The sequence below is a fragment of the Lederbergia graminis genome, assembly GCF_042655485.1.
Taxonomy (GTDB): Bacteria; Bacillota; Bacilli; order Bacillales; family Bacillaceae_C; genus Lederbergia; species Lederbergia graminis.
In genome coordinates this window covers 16,681-38,074 of the sequence record NZ_JBHSMC010000012.1, presented here as the reverse complement: position 1 = coordinate 38,074, position 21,394 = coordinate 16,681, and the positions used below count along the sequence as shown (strand labels likewise).

Below are 21,394 nucleotides of genomic sequence, written 5' to 3'. Positions count from 1 at the left end.
GTTAAATTTCCGCTGTTTTTTTATGTACCTTTTTCAATTTGTAACAATACAGGTTATAATGGGAATACGTTTTTTTTGCAAGTTAAAAATGTATCTACTCATATAGACGAGAAAATCATAAAAATGTTTCACTTATTTCGGAGGAAATATGAAAATAAAAGAAATAATTGTTGTAGAAGGTAAAGATGATACGATAGCAGTACAAAAAGCCGTCCACGCAGATACGATTGAAACGAATGGCTCAGCTGTATCGTTTGAAACAATAGAAAAAATAAAACTTGCTCAACAAGTACGGGGTGTGATTGTTCTAACAGACCCTGATTATCCTGGAGAAAAAATCAGGAAATTTATTGCGGAACATGTTCCAGAGTGTAAGCATGCTTTTATTGAAAAGAAGCTAGCGTTGCCTAAGAGCGGCAGAGGAATTGGTGTAGAGCATGCTGCCCCTGAAGTTATACAGCAAGCTCTTAAAGACGCACAGGTGATGTTAGAGCCAATTGATGAATTGATAACGAAAGAAGATCTTCTTCATGCAGGATTAATCGGTGGGCCTAAAGCAAGAGAGAGAAGAGAGAAAATCGGAGAGATTTTAAAAATTGGCTATACTAACGGGAAACAACTACATAAAAGGTTAATGGTATTCCAAATTTCAAGAGCAGATTTTATGAATGCTTTACAGCGTGTAATACAGGAGGAAAAAAACTAATGCAAAAGGATATTGCTACACCGATCCGAACGAAAGAGATTTTACAAAAATATGGGTTTTCATTTAAAAAGAGCTTAGGGCAAAACTTTCTTATAGATCCAAATATATTACGAAATATTACCGATTTTGCAGGATTGACAAGAGAATCAGGTGTGATAGAAATTGGTCCTGGTATAGGTGCACTTACGGAGCATCTTGCTAGAGCGAGCAAGAAGGTAGTTGCTTTTGAAATTGATGGCCGTCTTTTACCTATTTTAGAAGATACACTATCACCTTATAATAATATTGAGGTTCTGCATCAAGATGTTCTTGAAGCGAATTTACCAGTAATTATAAACGAAAAGTTTTCTAACACAGAAGATGTGATGGTGGTAGCAAATCTGCCGTATTATGTTACTACTCCAATTATTTTAAAGTTGCTAGAAAGTAAAATTCCGTTACGAGGAATAGTAGTCATGTTACAGAAGGAAGTTGCGGAACGTATTGCCGCAAAACCGGGGACAAAGGAATATGGCTCGCTCTCTATCGCCATTCAATATTATACGACTGCAGAAACAGTCATGATTGTTCCTAAGACAGTATTTATGCCACAACCAAATGTTGATTCAGCAGTAATACGATTATTGAAAAGAGAAAAGCCTGCCGTAGATGTGGTAGATGAAAAATTCTTTTTTGAAATAACTAGATTGTCATTTGCGCAGCGTCGAAAAACAATATTAAACAATCTAACCAATGGTTTAAAGGCAGGTAAGGAGAGAAAAGAAGAAATAATTCGAGCTCTAGAACAGGCAAATGTCGAGCCAAGTAGACGTGGAGAAACATTATCATTACAAGAATTTGCTAAGCTAACTGATGCCCTTCATCCGCTATTTTCACAGTAATCGATAACGAGAGACAATAAAACATGCACAAAGCAAAAATCCTTTGCATAGCCTATCGCATAGGATTTTTTATTTTGTATATCTAATGCATTACATTGGAGTTGACGACCGTGATAAAAATCAATATGATTGTCGGCCGCTTGTCCCATCAATGTGACATATTGTTTCGAGTCATCGATATCATGGAGATTGACGGTCGAAAGGTTGCTATTCTATCAGGTGAAGATTATCGATTAGTTGCAGATGCACCATTGACTGATTTAATTCCCATTAGTGAATCGGAAAGGTCTAAACGTAATTCTGCAGTAAGAACGTTAGAAGAGCAGTCATTTGAACTGTTTAAACAGGATATAGATTTACTGCGATTAGAGCGGGAATATGAAGCAACAATGGGATATGAGAAAGAACAAAGTTATTTTCAAGTTCCTGGACGTGTACTTCACCTAGATGGTGATCCGTCATATTTGCGCAAATGCTTAGATTTATATGAGAGGTTGGGAGTATCTGTTATTGGTGTTCATTGTAATGAGAAGGAAATGCATCTTCGAATTGGAGAATTAATAGACCAATACCGACCTGACATACTCGTAATTACAGGGCATGATGCCTATTCGAAAACAAAAGGAAAGAAAATAGATTTAAATGCATATCGACACTCAAAATACTTTGTAGAAACAGTGAAAGAAGCAAGAAAAAAAGTTCCTAATCTTGATCAGTTAGTTATTTTTGCAGGTGCTTGTCAATCACACTTTGAATCCCTCATATACGCTGGAGCAAATTTTGCAAGTTCCCCCCAACGTGTTAATATCCACGCTCTAGACCCAGTGTACATTGTCTCAAAAATTTGTTTTACCCCTTTTATGGAAAGAGTAAATGTGTGGGATGTACTTCGAAACACGTTAACAGGTGAAAAAGGCTTAGGTGGAATTGAAACGAGAGGGATACTGCGAACAGGTATGCCATATAGGCCAATAACTGAAGATGAGTAATTGTGAAAGAAAATGTTAAAAAGCAATGGTTTTTTGCCTTTGCTTTTTATCGTTTGAGAAATGATTTTCGACAAAGATACTGTAATTATGTGGAATTATTATATATTTCAAAATCTATACATAATCCAATAAAAGGAGTGCATACTATAGTTGTTGCAAATTGGAACATATTGTAGATAAAAAAATGTTGACAACAAACATGTAACATTGATAAAATGAAATATTTATTTGACATTTTATCCGGATTATGATATGATTAGTATCAGTGAGGTGGAGCGAAATGCCAAAAACATTAGCAAGCATTAAAAAGTCTCTTGATTCAAACTTGGGAAAGAAATTAATGTTGAAAGCCAATGGAGGCCGCAGAAAAACCGTTGAACGTTCTGGGGTTTTGGCAGAAACTTATCCATCGGTATTTGTCATCGAATTAGATCAAGATGAAAATGCCTTTGAGCGTGTTTCATACAGTTATGCAGATGTACTTACTGAGACGGTTGAACTTACATTTTTTGATGATACGGCAGGTAACTTAGCACTGGGGCAGCAGTAAACTCAAAGTAGTTTACTGCTTTTTTATTACTGCAGATAAGTCTTTCTTTGTTTATAGGGAAATTTTAACTCCATAATAATTCTTCGTTTGTCCATACTATATAGTGCGGGATAAAGGGGGAATTTGTTTTGGGTCGTAGAAAAGGTGTAATGTCTGATAATTTGAAAGTCGAGTTGGCGAAAGAGCTAGGTTTCTATGATGTTGTCCAACAAGAAGGTTGGGGAGGCATCAGAGCGAGAGATGCAGGTAATATGGTGAAACGTGCCATTGAAATTGCAGAACAACAGCTAGCTAACAAGAATCAAAATCAGTGATATTGAACCTACCTAAAGACAATTAACTACCCGCAGCCGAAGCTTATGCTTCGGTTTTTTTGTTTCTATTTTGGCCAGAAGTTTAAGATATGAGCTTTTCGTGTTAAAATGGGAAAAATAATGTGACCGACAAGTGGGTGATGACATTGAGACTATTAGTAAAGGCTCCAGCAAAGATAAACTTGTCTCTTGATGTTCTTGGTAAAAGAGCGGATGGGTATCATGAAGTTGAAATGATAATGACAACCATTGACTTAGCTGACCGTATTGAACTTATAGAAACAAATAATAGCGAAATAGAAATTTATTCCCATAGCCGCTTTGTGCCGGATGATCAACGAAATCTTGCATATCAGGCTGCAAAGTTAATGAAGGATAGATTTTCAATTAATCGGGGAGTTTCCATTTCTATTGATAAAATAATTCCAGTAGCGGCAGGTCTTGCTGGCGGAAGTAGTGATGCTGCCGCAACACTAAGAGGGTTGAATACTCTATGGGATTTAAAATTATCAACAGAAGAACTTGCAGAACTTGGTTCTGAAATTGGCTCTGACGTAGCTTTTTGTGTACATGGTGGTACTGGACTAGCACAGGGACGTGGGGAGAAAATAACAAAACTTCCGGCACCTCCAAGTTGCTGGGTTGTATTAGCAAAGCCATCAATAGGAGTCTCTACTGCTGATATTTATCACAATGTAAATATGGATACGATAGAACATCCAAACACAAGCGCAATGATTGATGCACTTCAAAATAAAGATTATATAAATGTTTGCAGGAATTTAGGGAATGCTTTAGAAAAAGTTACACTTAATTTATATCCTGAAGTGCAACATATTAAGGATCAAATGGAGAAGTTTGGTGCGGATGCCGTTCTAATGAGTGGGAGCGGACCAACCGTATTCGGCCTTGTGCAGCATGATTCACGTATGCAAAGAGTGTACAATGGATTAAGAGGATTTTGTAACCAAGTTTATGCAGTTAGAATGCTGGGGGAATAGATTGTAATTTTATATATAAAGAAAAACTGCATTCTCTTGCTAATACACGTACGATAATGTATATTTACAATATTAATATTCGTATTTTGGGATTTGCAGGAGGTTTTAACATGAAATTTCGTCGCAGTGAGCGTCTTGTAGATATGACTTATTATTTAATCAATCACCCTCGTGAACTGGTTTCTTTAACATTTTTCTCACAAAGATATAGTTCAGCTAAATCTTCTATAAGCGAAGATTTAGTAATTATTAGAGATACCTTTGAAAACCAAGGAATTGGCACTTTGCAAACTGTCCCTGGGGCAGCTGGTGGAGTGAAGTACATACCTAAAGTGAAGAAGGAATCTGCTCAAGAATTTATTAATCAATTATGTACTTTAATTGCTGATCCAGAAAGATTACTACCTGGTGGATATTTGTTTATGACTGATTTGTTAGGCGACGCACAAATTTTAAATGAAGTAGGAAAGCATATAGCGTCTGCTGTCTCTGACCGGGATATTGATGTTATTATGACAGTAGCAACAAAAGGAATCCCTATAGCTCAGACAGTTGCACATCATTTAAATGTCCCATTTATTATCGTTCGACGTGATAATAAAGTAACGGAAGGTTCGACTGTAAGTATTAATTATGTGTCTGGTTCATCGAAACGCCTCCAAATGATGTCATTGTCCAAACGTAGTTTAAAAGAGGGAGCAAAAGTATTAATTGTAGATGACTTCATGAAAGCAGGAGGAACCATTAATGGAATGGTAAATCTTCTTTCAGAATTTAATGCGACAGTAGCAGGGATAGCGGTATTAGTAGAATCTGAATACCAAGAAGAACGTCTTGTAGATGATTATATCTCTCTAATAAAATTAACGGATGTAGATGTAAAAGAAAAAAGGATTCAAGTATCTCCTGGGAATTATTTCTCAGAGCAAGCAGATTTTATATAAGAGAAGGAGAGATTAACAATGCAAATTATTTCAACAGATAAAGCACCAGCAGCAATTGGACCATACTCTCAAGGTATTATTGTAAACAATATCTTTTATAGCTCTGGCCAAATCCCATTAACTCCTGAAGGTGTTATTGTATCAGATGATGTTGTAGAACAAACACATCAAGTCTTTCGTAATCTCCAAGCTGTATTAGAGGAAGCAGGGGCATCTTTTGATTCCGTTGTAAAAGCAACCGTGTTTATTAGCGATATGAATGATTTTGGAACAATTAATGAAGTGTATGGTGAGTATTTCTCTAACCATAAGCCTGCACGTTCTTGTGTTGAAGTGGCACGTTTACCAAAAGATGTGAAGTTAGAAATTGAAGTAATAGCGTTAGTAAAATAATGGGAAAGGGTGTCTTATAGACATCCTTTTTTTCTATTCAAAAAAAATTCATAAATTTTTAAAAAAGTTTTCATTATTAGCAGGAAATTCTAAAAGTTTGTTGAATTATCTATTTATAGTTATCTTGGAGAAGAAGGTGGTGAGCACAAATGGAAGTAACAGATGTAAGACTACGCCGTGTCAATACTGAGGGAAGAATGAGAGCGATTGCATCCATCACCCTTGATAATGAATTTGTAGTTCACGATATACGTGTAATTGACGGGAATAATGGATTATTTGTGGCGATGCCAAGCAAGCGCACTCCAGACGGAGAATTTCGCGATATTGCTCATCCAATCAATTCGAACACCCGCAGCAAAATCCAGGACGTTGTGTTGTCAGAATATCATCGTTTGGGAGAAGTAGAAGTTCCGGAGTTAGAAGAAGCCGGTGCTTCCTAAGAATAGACCGTAAGGAGAACCCTCTTTATTTAAAGATGGGTTCTTTCCTTTTGTATCCGCTTTCTCTACCAGAACTCCTCTTCTATTTCTACATACCCTTTTTTTTCCTTCTAAAACATTTGTGGCGAATTCCCTCGTTTTCTTGATAAAATACTATATATAAGATATATTCATAAAGGGAAAAAAGGTATTGGAGGACCGTTTATGACAAATAGATTCGCTGTAATATTGGCTGCAGGACAAGGTACACGAATGAAGTCAAAACTATATAAGGTTCTACATCCAGTTTGCGGTAAGCCAATGGTAGAGCATGTTATCGACAATATTAGCAAACTTACGATGGATGAGATCGTAACAGTTGTTGGATATGGGGCTGAACTTGTTAAGTCCAGTTTAGAAGGAAAAAGTAGTTTTGTTCTTCAAGAGCAACAGCTTGGAACAGCTCATGCTGTAAAACAAGCAAAAACTTTACTTCAAGATAAAGAAGGTACAACACTTGTTGTATGTGGAGATACACCACTTATAACTTCCGAGACGATGGAAGCTTTGTTGAATGAACATGAATCCCAATCCGCTAAAGTAACTGTGTTGACAGCTACTACCGACGAACCAACTGGATATGGACGAGTTATCCGTAATTCAAATGGATTTGTGGAAAAAATTGTTGAGCATAAAGACGCGACTGAACAAGAAAGAAGCGTTAAGGAAATTAATACAGGAACATATTGTTTCGATAATGCAGCACTTTTTGCAGCGTTGGAGGAAGTTTCCAATGAAAATGTTCAAGGGGAATACTACCTTCCTGACGTAATAGAGATATTAAAAGATAAAGGTGAAAAAGTTCTAGCATACAATACTTCAGATTTTGAAGAAACGATGGGTGTAAATGACCGTGTAGCACTATCAGAAGCAAATCGAATTATGAGAGCTAGAATTAATGAAGCCCATATGCGTAATGGTGTAACACTTGTAGATCCAGTAACAACATATATTGATGCTGATATTCAAATTGGTAGTGATACCATTATTTATCCGGGTACTATCTTACAAGGTAACACAGTTATTGGAGAAGATTGTGAGATTGGACCGAATAGTGAAATTTTAAATGCAACAGTTGGAAATGGATCAAAGATTCGACAATCAGTCGTTCATGATAGCTCTGTGGGAGCAAAAGTAAATATTGGGCCATTTGCTCATATTCGACCTCAATCTAATATCCATGATGAAGTGAAAATCGGTAACTTCGTTGAAATTAAAAAGGCAGACTTCGGTAAAGGAAGTAAGGCGTCTCATTTAAGCTATATTGGCGATGCTGAAGTTGGTTCCAATGTGAATCTCGGTTGTGGTTCCATTACGGTAAACTACGATGGTAAAAAGAAATTCCTAACGAAGATTGAGGATAATGTCTTTGTAGGATGTAACTCTAATCTTGTTGCACCTGTTACGATTGGTGAAGGTGCTTATATAGCAGCTGGTTCAACAATTACTAATGATGTACCAAGTGAATCTCTTTCAATTGCTCGTGCGCGACAAGTTAATAAAGAAGACTATGTGAAGAAGCTAAATATGAAAAATTAAGTGGAGGTTCGACATGCCAAATCAATATCGTGATTCAAGTTTGAAAATATTTTCACTAAGCTCCAACCGTGCCCTAGCGCAAGAAATCGCTAGTGAAATTGGGTTAGAATTAGGGAAATGTACTGTAAATCGATTTAGTGATGGGGAAATTCAAATTAATATAGAAGAGAGCATACGTGGCTGTGATGTGTATGTAGTTCAATCAACAAATGAACCTGTTAATGATCACATAATGGAACTTCTTATTATGATTGACGCATTAAAACGCGCCTCAGCAAGAACGGTTAACCTTGTAATGCCATATTATGGGTATGCTCGTCAAGATCGGAAAGCAAGGGCACGTGAGCCTATTACAGCTAAACTTGTAGCAAATTTGATTGAAACGGCTGGTGCAACTAGAATGATTAACCTCGACCTCCATGCACCGCAAATTCAAGGTTTCTTTGATATCCCTAATGATCATTTAATGGGAGTACCTATTCTTGGAGATTACTTTAAAGAAAAAGGTCTATACAAAGACGATATCGTAATCGTATCACCTGACCATGGTGGAGTAACACGTGCAAGAAGACTTGCAGATCGTCTAAAAGCTCCTATTGCTATCATTGATAAACGTCGCCCACGTCCTAATGTGGCAGAGGTGATGAATATAGTTGGAAACGTAGAAGGCAAAACTGCTATCTTAATCGATGATATCATCGATACTGCAGGAACAATTACTCTAGCAGCTAAAGCTATTGCAGAAAATGGTGCGAAAGAAGTGTATGCTTGCTGTACACATCCTGTTCTGTCAGGTCCTGCTATTGAACGCATTCAAAATTCTAATATTAAAGAGTTAGTGGTAACGAACTCCATTGTTCTTCCAGAAGAAAAGAAAATAGATAAAATCAAAGAGCTTTCTGTTGCGCCATTACTCGGAGAAGCAATCATCCGCGTACATGAAAACCAATCAGTAAGTAAACTATTTGATTAATATAAACTAGTTGTTGATTTCCGTTCCGAAGCTGGACGTGCTAAAGCAGGCGTTGCCACAGGATGTGGCGTTCTTAGCCTGCCAGGCGGCTAACTCAGCTGCCTGCAGCTAGATAAATTATAAAAGAGCTTTCCAATTAATTAATTATTGGATGCTCTTTATGTTTATATATTTCTTTTTACTCTGACTGTTGATTTTCGCTGCAGGTGTTCGCTTTCCGCAAGCTTCGAAAAGCGAAAGGCGCTTGGAACTTGAAGGAAGGTTAATTTCGCAATATTCTGTTAGCAGGCTCAAACAGCGACGTCCTGTCGCTTCGCCTGCACTAGTACGTCCATGTACTTTGCAACGCCTTCCTGACCCGCCTCGTGCTGGCCCGCGACAAGCAAATGTTCTGAGACAAAGAAAGGCGTTCTTTGCCTTTCATGTCTCAGGTTATTTGACCTCGAGCCGATAGCGCCTGCAGCTAGACAAGGTTCGGAAAGCCTTCGCGGTGCTTAAGCCCTTGTGGGGTCTCCCCTGTCCTGTATTCCCTCAGGAGTCTTCGCCGTCTTCCAATCCAATCAACACAAATAATAATACGAGTAATATAAGGAAAGGTATAATTCTAATTTAAACGGAATTATACCCTTTTCTATTTATTAGAAATGCTTTTTTGTAGAAGGCTCTGTTAAAGTTCATTGTTGTTAACAACTTAGTTGATTGTTGCGGATGTACACGAGACTCCCGCGGAAAGCGAGTGTACAGGAGCGAAAATCAACAACAGAGTTTAACAGAGCTTTGTAGAAAAACTTCATGTCTTCTTTCTAAACACAATATTGCTGTAGCGTTGATAAACTACTAATGTTAAAAAACATGTAAAATCTTCAAAAAATTTCCTATTATCTATCATATGATTAGAAGTTTATAAATATTTGTGTTAGGGTAATAATAGAAGTAAATTTTAACAATACATAATTGGGAGAGGTCGTATACTTATGAGTACTGTATTAACAGCGAAAAAGCGTAAGAGTCAACGCCAGTCACAATTAAGCGAAGTTCGTAAACAAGGAGGTATTCCAGGAATTGTTTATGGATATCAAGTAGAAAATACTTCTATTGCGATTGATAGCTCAGACTTCATAAAAGTAATGCGTGAAGTAGGGAGAAATGGTGTTATTTCCTTAGATTTAGAAGGAAAGAAACTAAATGTAGTCTTGCATGAGTATCAAGAAGATCCATTGAGGAATGAAGTGACTCACGCGGATTTTCTAGCAATTGACTTAAAACAAGAGATGGAAGCGAATGTTCGTGTTGAGCTTTCGTCTGGTTCTATTGGAGAAAGTAACGGTGGGATTGTACAGCAAATTTTACATGAAATTACTGTAACAGCTATCCCTAGTGAAATTCCAGAAGTAATTAGTGTGGATATTAGTAACTTAAATATTGGTGAAAGTATTGCAATTGGTGATATTAGAGGAAACTACAACATCACCATCAATCATGAAGATGATGAGACAATTGCAAATATCGCGCCACCAAGAACAGAAGAAGAATCAACAGATGAGGCTACACCAGAAGAGCCAGAAGTAATTGGTGAAAAGGCTTCTGAAGAGGAATAAATAATGAAAGTATGGCACAGCCGTAGTATGGTTGTGCCTTTTCTATGTTTATCTGTAAATTTTTATCACTTCTCAGAACATTTGCTTGTCGCCGATAAGCAGGCGCCTTCCGCTTTTCTTATTGTCTAGCTACAGGCGCCATCGGCTCGAGGTCAAATAACCTGAGACCAATAAAGGTCAAAACCGCCTTTTTTGGTCTCAGAACATTTGCTTGTCACCGATAAGCGGGCGCCTTCCGCTTTTCTTATTGTCTAGTTCCAGTGCCTATCGACTAGCAGATTTCCAGTACCTTCCTACGATAAGTCAACATCGGCTCGTCCCTCGCCGTGTTTCCTTTATCTCGTCAGGTCCTTAGTAAATCTGTACGTCGATAAACAGGCACTTCCACTTTTCTTTGTTTGTAGATTATGGACTTTTCTGTATAATATAAGGAACTGCTTTTTATAAAAAAAGGTATAATGGAAATGGGGTGTTTGGCCAATGAAATTAATAGTAGGGTTAGGTAACCCAGGTCGTTCTTATGATAAAACCCGTCATAATATTGGGTTTGAAGTAATAGATGAGTTAGCCCATCGATTTGATGCGCCACTTAAACAAAATAAATTTAATGGCATATATTCTATAAGTCACAAAAGCAATGAAAAAGTAATATTATTAAAACCATTAACATATATGAATTTATCAGGGGAAAGTATTAGGCCAATCATGGATTATTATGATATTGCCCTTGAAGACATTGTAGTTATATATGATGATTTAGATTTACCAGTAGGCAAGATCAGATTAAGGCAAAAAGGGAGTGCAGGTGGTCATAATGGTATTAAATCGACTATTGCTCACCTTGGAACCCAAAACTTTAATCGTATTAGGGTTGGTATTAATCGTCCACCAGTTGGAATGACAGTTCCTGATTATGTTCTTGGTAAGTTCCATAAGGAAGAATGGACAGAAATGCAATCAGTTATTTCTAAGTGTGCAGATGCCTGTGAAGAGTGGCTGGAGAAGCCATTTATTGAAGTGATGAATCGATTTAATGGATAAGACGAATAACTCCTTACAATGCTGTTCATACTATAGAAACGTATTGGTAAGGAGGATATATATGTCTATTCATTATTATTGTCGACATTGTTCAGCGAAGATGGCAACAATTAGTGATACTGAAATAAATAATGAACAACTAGGATTAAATATATTAACAACAGATGATATGCATGAAATGGTTACTTACGAATCAAATGGAGATATTCATATTAAAGCAATTTGTGAAGATTGTCATGAGGCATTTATGAAAAATCCTGATTTGCATCAGTATGATTATCTAATTCATTAAGAGCTTTGGAAATAATCCAAAGCATTTTTCTATTCGTATTGCCAACAAAGTCTGGGGAGAAGAAGAGGAGATATACATGCAAGGCTTTAAACAGCTAATTTTACAACAAAATGAAATCCAGTCTGTTGTTTCAGGAATAGATGAGGGACTTCAGGAACAATTGATTGCTGGATTATCAGGTTCTGCTAGATCCGCATTTATTGCTGCTACTGCAGAAGAAACGAAGAGATCTATTGTTGTGGTGACTCATAATCTTCTACAAGCACAGAAGCTTTATGAAGATTTACAACAATTCATCCAAGATGACGAATTATTTTTATATCCTGCAAACGAATTAATAGCAGCGGAACTAAGTGTTGCAAGTCCTGAATTACGCGCCCAACGGATCGAGACGCTAAATTATATGGCATCTGGTCGGAAAGGTGTTTTTGTTGTTCCGATTGCAGGTTTGAGGAAGATTCTCCCTACTCCAGAGCAGTGGAGAGAATTCCGATTAGAAATTAAGCTAGGGATGGATATGGATCTCGAGAAAGATATGCTTTCATTTGTGCAAATGGGCTATCGCCGTACGGATATGGTTAGTGCACCAGGGGAATTTAGTGTTCGGGGAGGTATAGTAGATATTTACCCTCTTACCGAAGCAGACCCAATTAGAATTGAATTATTTGATACAGAAGTAGATTCTATAAGAACGTTTTCATTGGATGATCAGCGTTCCAAGGAAAAGAAAGAAAGCGTCATAATAGGTCCGGCTACGGAATCCCCTATTGAGAGTAACGAGTATTCCGTAATAGCCCAAAAACTTGAGGCGGGACTTGCTAGGTCGTTAAAAAAATTAAAAAAAGAGCAAGCAAAGACGCAAATGGCTGAAAATATCGGCTTTGATATTGAAAAATTGCGAAATCAGCAAAAGCCAGAGCAGTTTTTCAAGTATCTATCATACGCATACGAACCTGCTGCAAGTTTGCTAGATTATGTTTCATCGGATGGAATCCTTATTTTTGATGAATTAAGTCGAATTCAAGAAATGAATGAAAGATTGTCTAAAGAGGAAGCAGAGTGGTACACATCACTATTAGCAAATGGTGATATTATTCATGATTTAGATGTTTCCCATTCATTGGACAATTTAATTACAAACAACCAAAGACCTGTAATCTATTTATCTTTGTTTATGAGGCATATTCCTAATACTAGTCCACAGAATATAGCCAATGTCCCTTGTAAGTTAATGCAGAACTTCCATGGTCAAATGCATGTACTTAAAACGGAAGTGGAGCGGTGGAAGAAGAACCAGTTTGCTGTTATTTTCTTAGCACCAAATGAAGAAAGAGCGAAAAAAATCCAAGCTGTATTAAATGATTATGAAATCGAAGCAGGTATTGCATTCAATAGCAATACTATTGAACATGGAGTCCATATTGTCCATGGGGAATTAACTACAGGTTTTGAACTTCCAATGGCAAAAATGGCGGTAATTACGGAAGAAGAAGTATTTAATAAAAAGACTAGGAAAACAAAACGAAGACAAAAACTTTCAAATGCTGAACGCATAAAAAGCTACTCTGAACTAAAAGTAGGGGATTATGTTGTTCACGTTAATCATGGAATTGGGAAATATTTAGGAATTGAAACGTTATTAATTAATGGTGTTCATAAAGACTACTTGCACTTAAAATATCAAGCGAATGATAAACTATATGTCCCTATCGAACAAATTGATCTCGTTCAAAAGTATGTTGCTTCTGAAGGAAAAGAGCCGAAAATATATAAATTAGGCGGCAGTGATTGGAAACGTGTGAAAAAGAAGGTAGAGTCGTCTGTAAAAGATATTGCTGACGACCTCATCAAACTTTACGCGGAACGAGAAGCCTCAAAAGGATATCCATTCTCGCCAGATGGAGATTTACAGCGTGAGTTTGAAGCTTCCTTCCCTTATCAGGAAACAGAAGATCAGTTACGTTCCATCACTGAAATAAAGCGCGACATGGAAAGAGAAAGGCCGATGGATCGTCTGCTTTGTGGAGATGTTGGTTATGGAAAGACAGAAGTAGCCATTCGAGCTGCGTTTAAGGCTATCATGGATGGAAAGCAAGTAGCTTTACTAGTTCCAACAACGATTCTCGCACAGCAACACTATGAGACAATTAAAGAGCGGTTCCAGGATTACCCTATTAATATTGGATTGCTCAGTCGTTTCCGAACTAAAAAGCAACAAACGGAAACAGCTAAAGGGTTGAAGAATGGTACCGTAGATATTGTAGTAGGAACACATCGTCTCCTTTCAAAAGATATTCAGTATGCTGATTTAGGCTTATTAATAGTGGATGAAGAACAACGATTTGGAGTAACTCATAAAGAAAAAATTAAGCAGCTGAAAGCGAATGTTGATGTATTAACATTAACAGCAACACCAATTCCGAGAACACTTCATATGTCCATGCTCGGAGTCCGTGATTTATCTGTCATTGAAACTCCACCAGAAAATCGTTTTCCTGTCCAAACGTATGTGATGGAGTATAACGGTGCGATGGTAAAGGAATCGATTGAACGGGAGCTTGCAAGAAATGGGCAAGTATATTTTCTATATAATCGTGTCGAAGGAATTGAAAGAAAAGCAGAGGAAATTTCCATGCTAGTTCCGGATGCTAGAGTTGCCTATGCACATGGACAAATGACGGAGACAGAGTTGGAATCCATTATTTTAAGCTTCTTAGATGGAGAGTTTGATGTTCTCGTAACGACTACCATCATAGAGACTGGTGTAGATATTCCAAATGTAAATACGCTAATAGTTCACGATGCAGATCGTATGGGTCTTTCACAGCTATATCAGTTAAGAGGACGAGTTGGTAGATCTAATCGGATTGCATACGCATATTTCACATACAGAAAAGATAAAGTTCTAACTGAAGTAGCTGAGAAGAGATTACAATCCATTAAGGAATTTACAGAATTAGGCTCTGGATTTAAGATTGCGATGCGTGACTTATCCATCAGAGGAGCAGGTAATTTGCTAGGCGCACAACAACATGGATTTATAGATTCCGTTGGATTTGACCTGTACTCGCAAATGCTAAAAGAGGCAATCGATGAGCGAAAAGGTGAAATTAGTAAAGAAAATACTCCTTCATTTGAAGTGGAACTAGAAATAGATGCGTATATTCCAGATAAATATATAAGCGATGGACATCAAAAAATTGAAATGTATAAACGCTTTAGAAATGTCCATTCTATTGATGATGTTAATGAACTTAGAGATGAAATGATCGACCGCTTTGGAGACTATCCAGAAGAAGTAGAGTACTTATTCCATGTAGCGGAAATGAAAGTATACGCAAAAGAAGCAAAACTGGAATCAATTAAACAATCGAAAAATGAAATCACCATTTTTATGTCAGAAAAAGGCACTGCAGAAGTCGACGGTTCAAAAGTGTTTGCTATTTGTAATCAGCATGGTAGAAATATTGGACTTGGAATGGATGGTTCAAAACTAAAGATTACAATGAAAATAGGGCGTCAACCTGTAGAAGAATGGTTAAAAGTTGCTAGTGAAATCATAAAAGGGCTAGGAACTGCAAAAAAGGCAGTTAACGTTTAATTGCTTCAAACACCTTCCTAGTTTTTCAAAAAAATAGCAGGAAACATGTATAGTTCTCTCTTTCTGAAAGATACTAAATTCAACCACTTATGGTAATTAGAATAAACCCGGAAGCTCATCAAATGATTGATGAAAGGTTATTCAAGCACGTGCTAGCGTCCATTATGAGCAGCTTCCGAAAAATCATCTGATGAAAGAGAGGCAGCTTAAGATGAAAGCAACTGGTATTGTTCGTCGTATTGATGATTTAGGTAGGGTAGTAATACCAAAGGAAATTAGAAGGACACTGCGAATCCGTGAAGGAGACCCGCTAGAAATCTTTGTGGATCGAGACGGAGAAGTAATATTAAAGAAGTATTCTCCAATTAATGAACTTGGCGATTTTGCAAAGGAATACGGAGAAGCTTTATATGAAAGTTTAGGAAGCTCCGTTATCATCTGTGATCGCGATTCCGTAATTGCAGTTGCAGGTGGATCGAAAAAGGAATACATGAATAAGAACAATGGGACAATCATTGAGAAAGCAATGATGGAGCGCTCCAGTCATCTAGAAAAAAGTGCAGGAAATGTTTCACTTGTAGAAGGTAATGAAGAAGAAATTATGTCCTATGCGGTGTCCCCAATTATTGCAAGTGGTGACCCAATTGGTGCAGTTGTTATTTTCTCAAAGGATAAAACAATTGGGGAAATCGAACAAAAGTCTGCAGAAACTGCAGCAAGCTTCTTAGCGAGGCAGATGGAAGGTTAAATGAAATCATTCATTATACAGGACTGATCCTCCCAAGGCTTAGGTCTCCTTTACATATCATGTCATACATATGATTATTGATGATATGAAGAGGACCTAAGTCTTTTTATTATTCTATGGTATAATTTCACTTAAACTAGACTGTTGATTAGCGTAGGAGTCTAGAGTGACTTATCAACATATATTTACATAGTTCCTAATCTCTAATCTATTCTACTGGAAAGGCGAGAGTATGTTGTCTCGAGATAATTCAAATCATTTTATTAAAAGCGCTCTTATATTAACTGCTGCGGCTTTTATTGTAAAAATATTAAGTGCTATATATCGAGTTCCTTTCCAAAACATCGTTGGTGATGTTGGGTTTTACATATATCAGCAAGTCTATCCCATTTACGGTATAGCCATAATCCTTGCTACATCAGGATTCCCTGTTATTATTTCGAAGTTAGCTGCAGAAAGTGAAAAGGGAAAATATAGACATCTTGCTCATGGGATGCAAGCTGCATTTTATACGCTACTTATAATAGGAGTGTGCTTGTTTTCGTTATTTTTCTTTGGAGCGGACATCATAGCTAGATTAATGGGAGATGTGCAACTTTCTCCTTTAATTAAGATTACTGCCTTTATCTTCTTACTTTTGCCATTCTATTCAGTGGGAAGAGGGTATTTTCAGAGCTATGGGGATATGGTTCCAACTGCGTCTAGCCAAGTGTTGGAGCAAATTATACGAGTTAGTTTTATTCTTATCATCGCAATATTATTAGTAAATAAGGGTTCTTCTTTGTATGCGGTAGGTAGTGGAGCAATGTTCGCTTCTCTATTTGGGGGAATCTCGGGCTTTGGGCTACTTTGCTATTATGCAATGAAAAGGAAAGCGTTTAGGCGCTTATTTGTTTCCGGCTTATCTTTCAAGAAGTTTTATAAAACAGCACAAATTGTGCTTATTCATGGAACTGCAATTTGCATTAGTGGCATGTTACTTGTTTTATTACAGTTAGTTGATTCATTCAGTATTTATAGTTTATTACGTCATTCTGGTATGGAAATGGAACAAGCGAAAGTATTAAAAGGGATTTTTGATCGTGGACAGCCTTTGATTCAGTTAGGGACTGTTGTAGCATCATCGTTTTCACTTGCGTTAGTCCCTTTAATTGCATCCGCTTGGAGACAAAATAATGAATCTACTTTACAAGAAAAATCGATTAATGCGTTGAATATTACAATAGTAATCAGTGTTGGTGCAACAATTGGTCTGGTCAATATTATGAAACCAACCAATATCATGTTATTTGCAAATAGCGAAGGTTCCAATGTACTTGCTGTTTTAGCGGTATCTATACTATTTAGTTCTTTTATCCTTGTTAGTTCTGGAATATTACATGGATTGGGGCATGTATTTGCCCCTGGGAAGTACATATTGCTTGGAGTTGTCTGTAAAACAGTAGGGAATGTCTTACTTATACCATTATGGGGAACAATGGGTGCTGCGCTTGCAACGATTATCAGTCTTTTTATTATCATGGTTCTTATGCTTAAGAAGCTGAATGAGAGGATAGAAATCATTGCAATATTAAAAAACAATAGTAAGTCGCTCTTGCTTGCAGCCATTATGATGACAATTGGGTTGCAAATATGGTTACTGTTATTCGAATTAATGGACACAAATCGATTTATAAGTAGTATATGTGCTTTAACTGGTGTCGTAATAGGTGCTTTCATCTACTTATTTATCATCATAAAAAGAAATGTTTTATCAGAAGAGGAATTTGCGATTATACCTTTTGGAAATAGAATCTTGCAATTCATTTCATCAAAGAAATGAGAAGGGAAGTTAAGATGAAAAATCAAATTGAAATTATTGGACTTGGTGCAGGTGATATCGATCAGCTTCCACTAGGCATTTATAAACGAATTAAAAACTCCCAACAACTTTTTTTGCGTACGAAGGAACATCCAGTAGTAGATCAACTTGCAGAGGAAGAAATACATTATCTTTCTTTCGACGATGTCTATGAAAAACACGATAGTTTTGAATCGGTATATGAAGAAATTACCGAAACATTGTTAGATAAAGCAACCGTAGAAAATGTTCTTTATGCTGTTCCTGGTCATCCGATGGTTGCCGAGAAAACAGTTCAGTTATTATTAGAACGCGGTCCAGGGCGGGGAATTAATATAAAAGTTAGTGGTGGTCAAAGCTTTATTGATAGCTTGTTTACAGCAATTAAAGTGGATCCAGTAGAAGGTTTTCAATTACTAGATGGAACATCACTTCAGAAAGAATCGATTCATATCCATCAGCACATCATTATTGCACAAGTATATGATTCATTTATTGCTTCCGATGTGAAATTAACATTAATGGAGAAATATCCAGATGATTATGAAGTGACGATTGTAACAAGCGCAGGTAGTGTAGAGGAACAAGTTCAAAAGGTTCCATTGTACGAGCTTGACCGTCAAGTATCGTTAAATAACCTTACAAGTCTATACGTTCCTCCAGTATCTAATCGGGAATATGCCTATAAGGAATTTTCAACCTTAAGAGCGATTATTGCCGAGCTTCGTGGTCCTAATGGTTGCCCTTGGGATAAGAAGCAAACACATGAATCGTTGAAAAAGTATTTAATAGAAGAGGCTTATGAGCTGCTCGATGCTATTGACCGTGATGATATTGATAATATGATCGAGGAATTAGGTGACGTACTTCTGCAAATCATGCTCCATGCCCAAATTGGTGAAGACGATGGGATGTTTGCAATCGACGATGTGATAGAAAGTATTTCTGAGAAAATGGTACGTCGTCACCCACACGTGTTTGGAGATGTAGAAGCTGCAGATGCAGATGAAGTAATAGTAAATTGGGAGAAAATTAAAGCCAATGAGAAAGGTAATACGGAAAGTGAAAAGTCATTATTAGAAGATGTGAGTAAAGGGTTACCTGCCTTATTAAAAGCTTATGACTATCAAAAAATTGCTGCTAAAGTTGGTTTTGATTGGGATGACGTACATGAAGCTTGGAAAAAAGTTGTCGAGGAAATGCAGGAGTTTGGAGCGGAATTAGCGAAAGGAAATAAACAAGAACAATTGCATGAATTAGGTGATGTTTTATTTGCGATTGTAAATGTAGCCAGACTTTTGCGTATCCATCCTGAAGAAGCGCTACAAACATCAAATGAAAAATTCCTGCGAAGATTTTCCTATATAGAATCAAAGGTAAGAGAAGCAGGAAAATCATTTGCAGATTTTGATTTAGAAGGGCTTGACCATTTTTGGAATGAAGCAAAGAAACAAGGGTTATAAGGAGAGGAGACAAATAAATGAGTACGATGCGTTTAGATAAATTTTTAAAGGTTTCACGTCTTATTAAAAGACGCACATTAGCAAAGGAAGTTGCAGATAAAGGGAGAATTTCCATTAACGGCCAACAAGCAAAAGCGAGTTCCAACGTGAAAGTTGGAGATACATTGGAAATCCGCTTCGGTCAGAAACTTGTTACTGCAAAAGTAAATGAACTTCAAGAATCAACCAAAAAAGAAGATGCAGCGAATATGTATGAGATAGTAAAAGAAGAGAAGATAGAAAACGATAACGAATAGAATATCTAAAGAGGGCTAGTCAATATAAGCTGCTTGCAGCTAATTGGCTAGCCTTTTTTATATTTAGGCAATGTATTTCATTCGAGAACTAGCATAAATTTGATTTATACTATGAAAAGTTTCTCAATTACTACTAGAAATTCTTTGAGGATCCGTGTTAGGTGCAACAATTGATAAATATTAAATGAAAAGTAAAAAAAGTAGAGTTTGAATATTTTCTAAAACGTGATAGCTTGTTCTAATTCCCTGTTTCCCCTCATATGATTAAACAAAATCAGTGCGAAAAAGAGGGATGAAAATGAACCAACAATATGAGCCAATACCATCCAAGGGAACTGTACCAGAACATGACGTTACGATGCGTGGGAGGAGAATCCTCGACATTACTGGTGTTAAGCAAGTAGAGAGTTTTGATAATGAAGAATTCCTATTGGAAACAACGATGGGTTTTTTAGCTATCCGTGGTCAAAACTTGCAAATGAAAAATTTAGATGTAGATAAAGGGATTGTGTCGATAAAAGGGAAAATCTATGACTTAGTATACTTAGATGATCACCATGGGGAGAAAGCTAAAGGCTTCTTTAGCAAGTTATTCCGATGACATTAACCGTCCAATTTTATACCATGCTTTCCATGATCGCCATGGGAAGCTTTTTTGGAGCATCGCTTGACACATACCAACGTTTCTTAAAACGGGGCAGTCGCAAAAGGATGCTTGTTTTTTTCAATGATATATTATTCTGGGTTATTCATGGATTGATTACCTTTTATGTCTTATTCCTTGTTAATTATGGTGAATTGCGATTTTATTTAATTCTTTGTTTGCTATGCGGCTTCTCTGCATATCAGGCACTGATGAAAAATGTGTATAATAAAATATTGGAGAGAGTTATAAGCTTCTGTAAATCTGCAGCAGTAGTCATTCAAAAGTTATTTCTTGCGATTATATATCGCCCAATTAAGGGGATTATTCTGGCACTTTTCACGTTAGTTATGTTCCTTGCAAAGGTGCTATTTACACTTGTAAAATTTATCTGGTCAGTGTTATTATGGGTTTTAAAGGTCGTTACATATCCACTTCTGTTAATTGGCAGATGGATATACTCGTTATTACCAAAATCCTTTAAAAAACAAATAGAAAAAACGCGAAATTTTTTAGCAGGATTATTAAAAACAACGAAGAAACACTTTATTAAGGTAAAAAATCTTATTCTGAAAAAATAATGATGAGGAGGTGTCGGGATGGGAGTTGGGAAAAATCGAGTTACCTCAATAGAGACAAGCTATATGAAACAACAGGAAGTTCTAATGAAAAGGAAAGCAAAAAGAAAGAAGTTGCTTATCCGTAGATTATCCTTGTTTCTTGTCCTGACTATCGCTCTATCTTATTTTGTGATCTCCTTCTATATTTCCAGGTTAAATATATTGGAAGCAAAACAGGCAGAACAAGTAAAATTAGAACATCAGCTTGCGAAATTAGAAAAAGAACAAAAGTTATTAGAAAATGAAATTGCTAAGTTAAATGATGATGAGTATATAGCGAAACTTGCTCGCAGTGAATACTTTCTTTCAGATGAAGGCGAGATTATTTTTACTATTCCTGAATCAAAGAAGAAGGAAGATAAGGATGAAGAGGAAGATTCTTAAAGAGGCAAGACAAGTTGATGGAGGCCATTGCTCCCACAGGAGTCTACGTGTATTTTCTCCGCTGTTAATCTACAACTATAATTAGAACACTCTTTT

22 protein-coding genes are annotated in these 21,394 nt (G+C 36.8%); all 22 read left to right on the top strand.

The features are described from left to right. Window positions 1-148: 148 nt before the first annotated feature. The 22 genes from rnmV to ACFPM4_RS09035 all read left to right on the top strand — a co-directional run bounded on the left by rnmV (window position 149) and on the right by ACFPM4_RS09035 (window position 21,298). On the top strand, window positions 149-706 hold the full coding sequence (gene rnmV / locus ACFPM4_RS09140) for a ribonuclease M5 (RefSeq protein WP_382350478.1): 558 nt from the start codon (window positions 149-151) through the stop codon (window positions 704-706). Beyond that, a complete protein-coding gene (gene rsmA, locus ACFPM4_RS09135; RefSeq protein ID WP_382350475.1) occupies window positions 706-1,587 on the top strand; it encodes a 16S rRNA (adenine(1518)-N(6)/adenine(1519)-N(6))-dimethyltransferase RsmA in 882 nt (293 codons plus the stop codon). The genes rnmV and rsmA overlap by 1 nt, the downstream gene beginning before the upstream one ends. Window positions 1,588-1,712: 125 nt before the next feature. Beyond that, complete coding sequence (gene yabG, locus ACFPM4_RS09130) at window positions 1,713-2,576, top strand: sporulation peptidase YabG (RefSeq protein WP_382350524.1); 864 nt, start codon at window positions 1,713-1,715, stop codon at window positions 2,574-2,576. Between the two features lie 280 nt (window positions 2,577-2,856). Further along, window positions 2,857-3,126: a biofilm formation stimulator Veg gene (veg, locus tag ACFPM4_RS09125; protein ID WP_144928537.1), complete on the top strand. Its 270-nt coding sequence runs from the start codon at window positions 2,857-2,859 to the stop codon at window positions 3,124-3,126. A gap of 128 nt (window positions 3,127-3,254) precedes the next feature. After that, on the top strand, window positions 3,255-3,440 hold the full coding sequence (locus tag ACFPM4_RS09120) for a small, acid-soluble spore protein, alpha/beta type (protein WP_144928535.1): 186 nt from the start codon (window positions 3,255-3,257) through the stop codon (window positions 3,438-3,440). Window positions 3,441-3,586: 146 nt separating this feature from the next. Continuing rightward, a complete protein-coding gene (gene ispE / locus ACFPM4_RS09115; protein WP_144928533.1) occupies window positions 3,587-4,441 on the top strand; it encodes a 4-(cytidine 5'-diphospho)-2-C-methyl-D-erythritol kinase in 855 nt (284 codons plus the stop codon). 110 nt (window positions 4,442-4,551) lie between these two features. Further along, window positions 4,552-5,385, top strand: a complete 834-nt coding sequence (gene purR, locus ACFPM4_RS09110; RefSeq protein ID WP_144928531.1) for a pur operon repressor — start codon at window positions 4,552-4,554, stop codon at window positions 5,383-5,385. Between the two features lie 18 nt (window positions 5,386-5,403). Beyond that, window positions 5,404-5,778 carry a RidA family protein gene (locus tag ACFPM4_RS09105; RefSeq protein WP_144928529.1) on the top strand — a complete coding sequence of 125 codons (375 nt, stop codon included), beginning with the start codon at window positions 5,404-5,406 and terminating at the stop codon, window positions 5,776-5,778. Between the two features lie 149 nt (window positions 5,779-5,927). Continuing rightward, window positions 5,928-6,221, top strand: a complete 294-nt coding sequence (gene spoVG / locus ACFPM4_RS09100; protein ID WP_144927637.1) for a septation regulator SpoVG — start codon at window positions 5,928-5,930, stop codon at window positions 6,219-6,221. A 204-nt stretch (window positions 6,222-6,425) separates the two neighbouring features. After that, window positions 6,426-7,799: a bifunctional UDP-N-acetylglucosamine diphosphorylase/glucosamine-1-phosphate N-acetyltransferase GlmU gene (glmU, locus tag ACFPM4_RS09095; protein ID WP_382350468.1), complete on the top strand. Its 1,374-nt coding sequence runs from the start codon at window positions 6,426-6,428 to the stop codon at window positions 7,797-7,799. Between the two features lie 13 nt (window positions 7,800-7,812). Beyond that, window positions 7,813-8,772: a ribose-phosphate diphosphokinase gene (locus tag ACFPM4_RS09090; protein WP_144927631.1), complete on the top strand. Its 960-nt coding sequence runs from the start codon at window positions 7,813-7,815 to the stop codon at window positions 8,770-8,772. Between the two features lie 974 nt (window positions 8,773-9,746). Next, entirely contained in the window at window positions 9,747-10,370 is a 624-nt protein-coding gene (locus ACFPM4_RS09085) for a 50S ribosomal protein L25/general stress protein Ctc (RefSeq protein WP_144927628.1), read from the top strand. A gap of 480 nt (window positions 10,371-10,850) precedes the next feature. After that, entirely contained in the window at window positions 10,851-11,411 is a 561-nt protein-coding gene (gene pth, locus ACFPM4_RS09080; RefSeq protein WP_144927626.1) for an aminoacyl-tRNA hydrolase, read from the top strand. Between the two features lie 61 nt (window positions 11,412-11,472). Next, window positions 11,473-11,703, top strand: coding sequence for an anti-sigma-F factor Fin family protein (locus ACFPM4_RS09075; RefSeq protein WP_144927623.1), 231 nt, complete (start codon window positions 11,473-11,475; stop codon window positions 11,701-11,703). Window positions 11,704-11,779: 76 nt separating this feature from the next. Beyond that, complete coding sequence (gene mfd / locus ACFPM4_RS09070) at window positions 11,780-15,304, top strand: transcription-repair coupling factor (protein WP_382350462.1); 3,525 nt, start codon at window positions 11,780-11,782, stop codon at window positions 15,302-15,304. Window positions 15,305-15,515: 211 nt separating this feature from the next. Further along, window positions 15,516-16,052 (top strand): stage V sporulation protein T, encoded by a 537-nt coding sequence (gene spoVT / locus ACFPM4_RS09065; protein ID WP_144927616.1) that lies wholly within the window; start codon window positions 15,516-15,518, stop codon window positions 16,050-16,052. A gap of 232 nt (window positions 16,053-16,284) precedes the next feature. After that, window positions 16,285-17,874 carry a putative polysaccharide biosynthesis protein gene (locus tag ACFPM4_RS09060; protein WP_382350458.1) on the top strand — a complete coding sequence of 530 codons (1,590 nt, stop codon included), beginning with the start codon at window positions 16,285-16,287 and terminating at the stop codon, window positions 17,872-17,874. Window positions 17,875-17,888: 14 nt separating this feature from the next. Beyond that, window positions 17,889-19,355 carry a bifunctional methyltransferase/pyrophosphohydrolase YabN gene (gene yabN, locus ACFPM4_RS09055; RefSeq protein WP_382350455.1) on the top strand — a complete coding sequence of 489 codons (1,467 nt, stop codon included), beginning with the start codon at window positions 17,889-17,891 and terminating at the stop codon, window positions 19,353-19,355. A 26-nt stretch (window positions 19,356-19,381) separates the two neighbouring features. Further along, entirely contained in the window at window positions 19,382-19,651 is a 270-nt protein-coding gene (locus tag ACFPM4_RS09050) for an RNA-binding S4 domain-containing protein (RefSeq protein ID WP_144927646.1), read from the top strand. Window positions 19,652-19,949: 298 nt separating this feature from the next. Then, window positions 19,950-20,252 carry a sporulation protein YabP gene (gene yabP, locus ACFPM4_RS09045; protein ID WP_144927601.1) on the top strand — a complete coding sequence of 101 codons (303 nt, stop codon included), beginning with the start codon at window positions 19,950-19,952 and terminating at the stop codon, window positions 20,250-20,252. Further along, window positions 20,249-20,875, top strand: coding sequence for a spore cortex biosynthesis protein YabQ (gene yabQ, locus ACFPM4_RS09040; RefSeq protein ID WP_144927598.1), 627 nt, complete (start codon window positions 20,249-20,251; stop codon window positions 20,873-20,875). The genes yabP and yabQ overlap by 4 nt, the downstream gene beginning before the upstream one ends. 18 nt (window positions 20,876-20,893) lie before the next feature. After that, window positions 20,894-21,298: an FtsB family cell division protein gene (locus ACFPM4_RS09035; protein WP_144927595.1), complete on the top strand. Its 405-nt coding sequence runs from the start codon at window positions 20,894-20,896 to the stop codon at window positions 21,296-21,298. The last annotated feature ends 96 nt before the right edge of the window (window positions 21,299-21,394 follow it).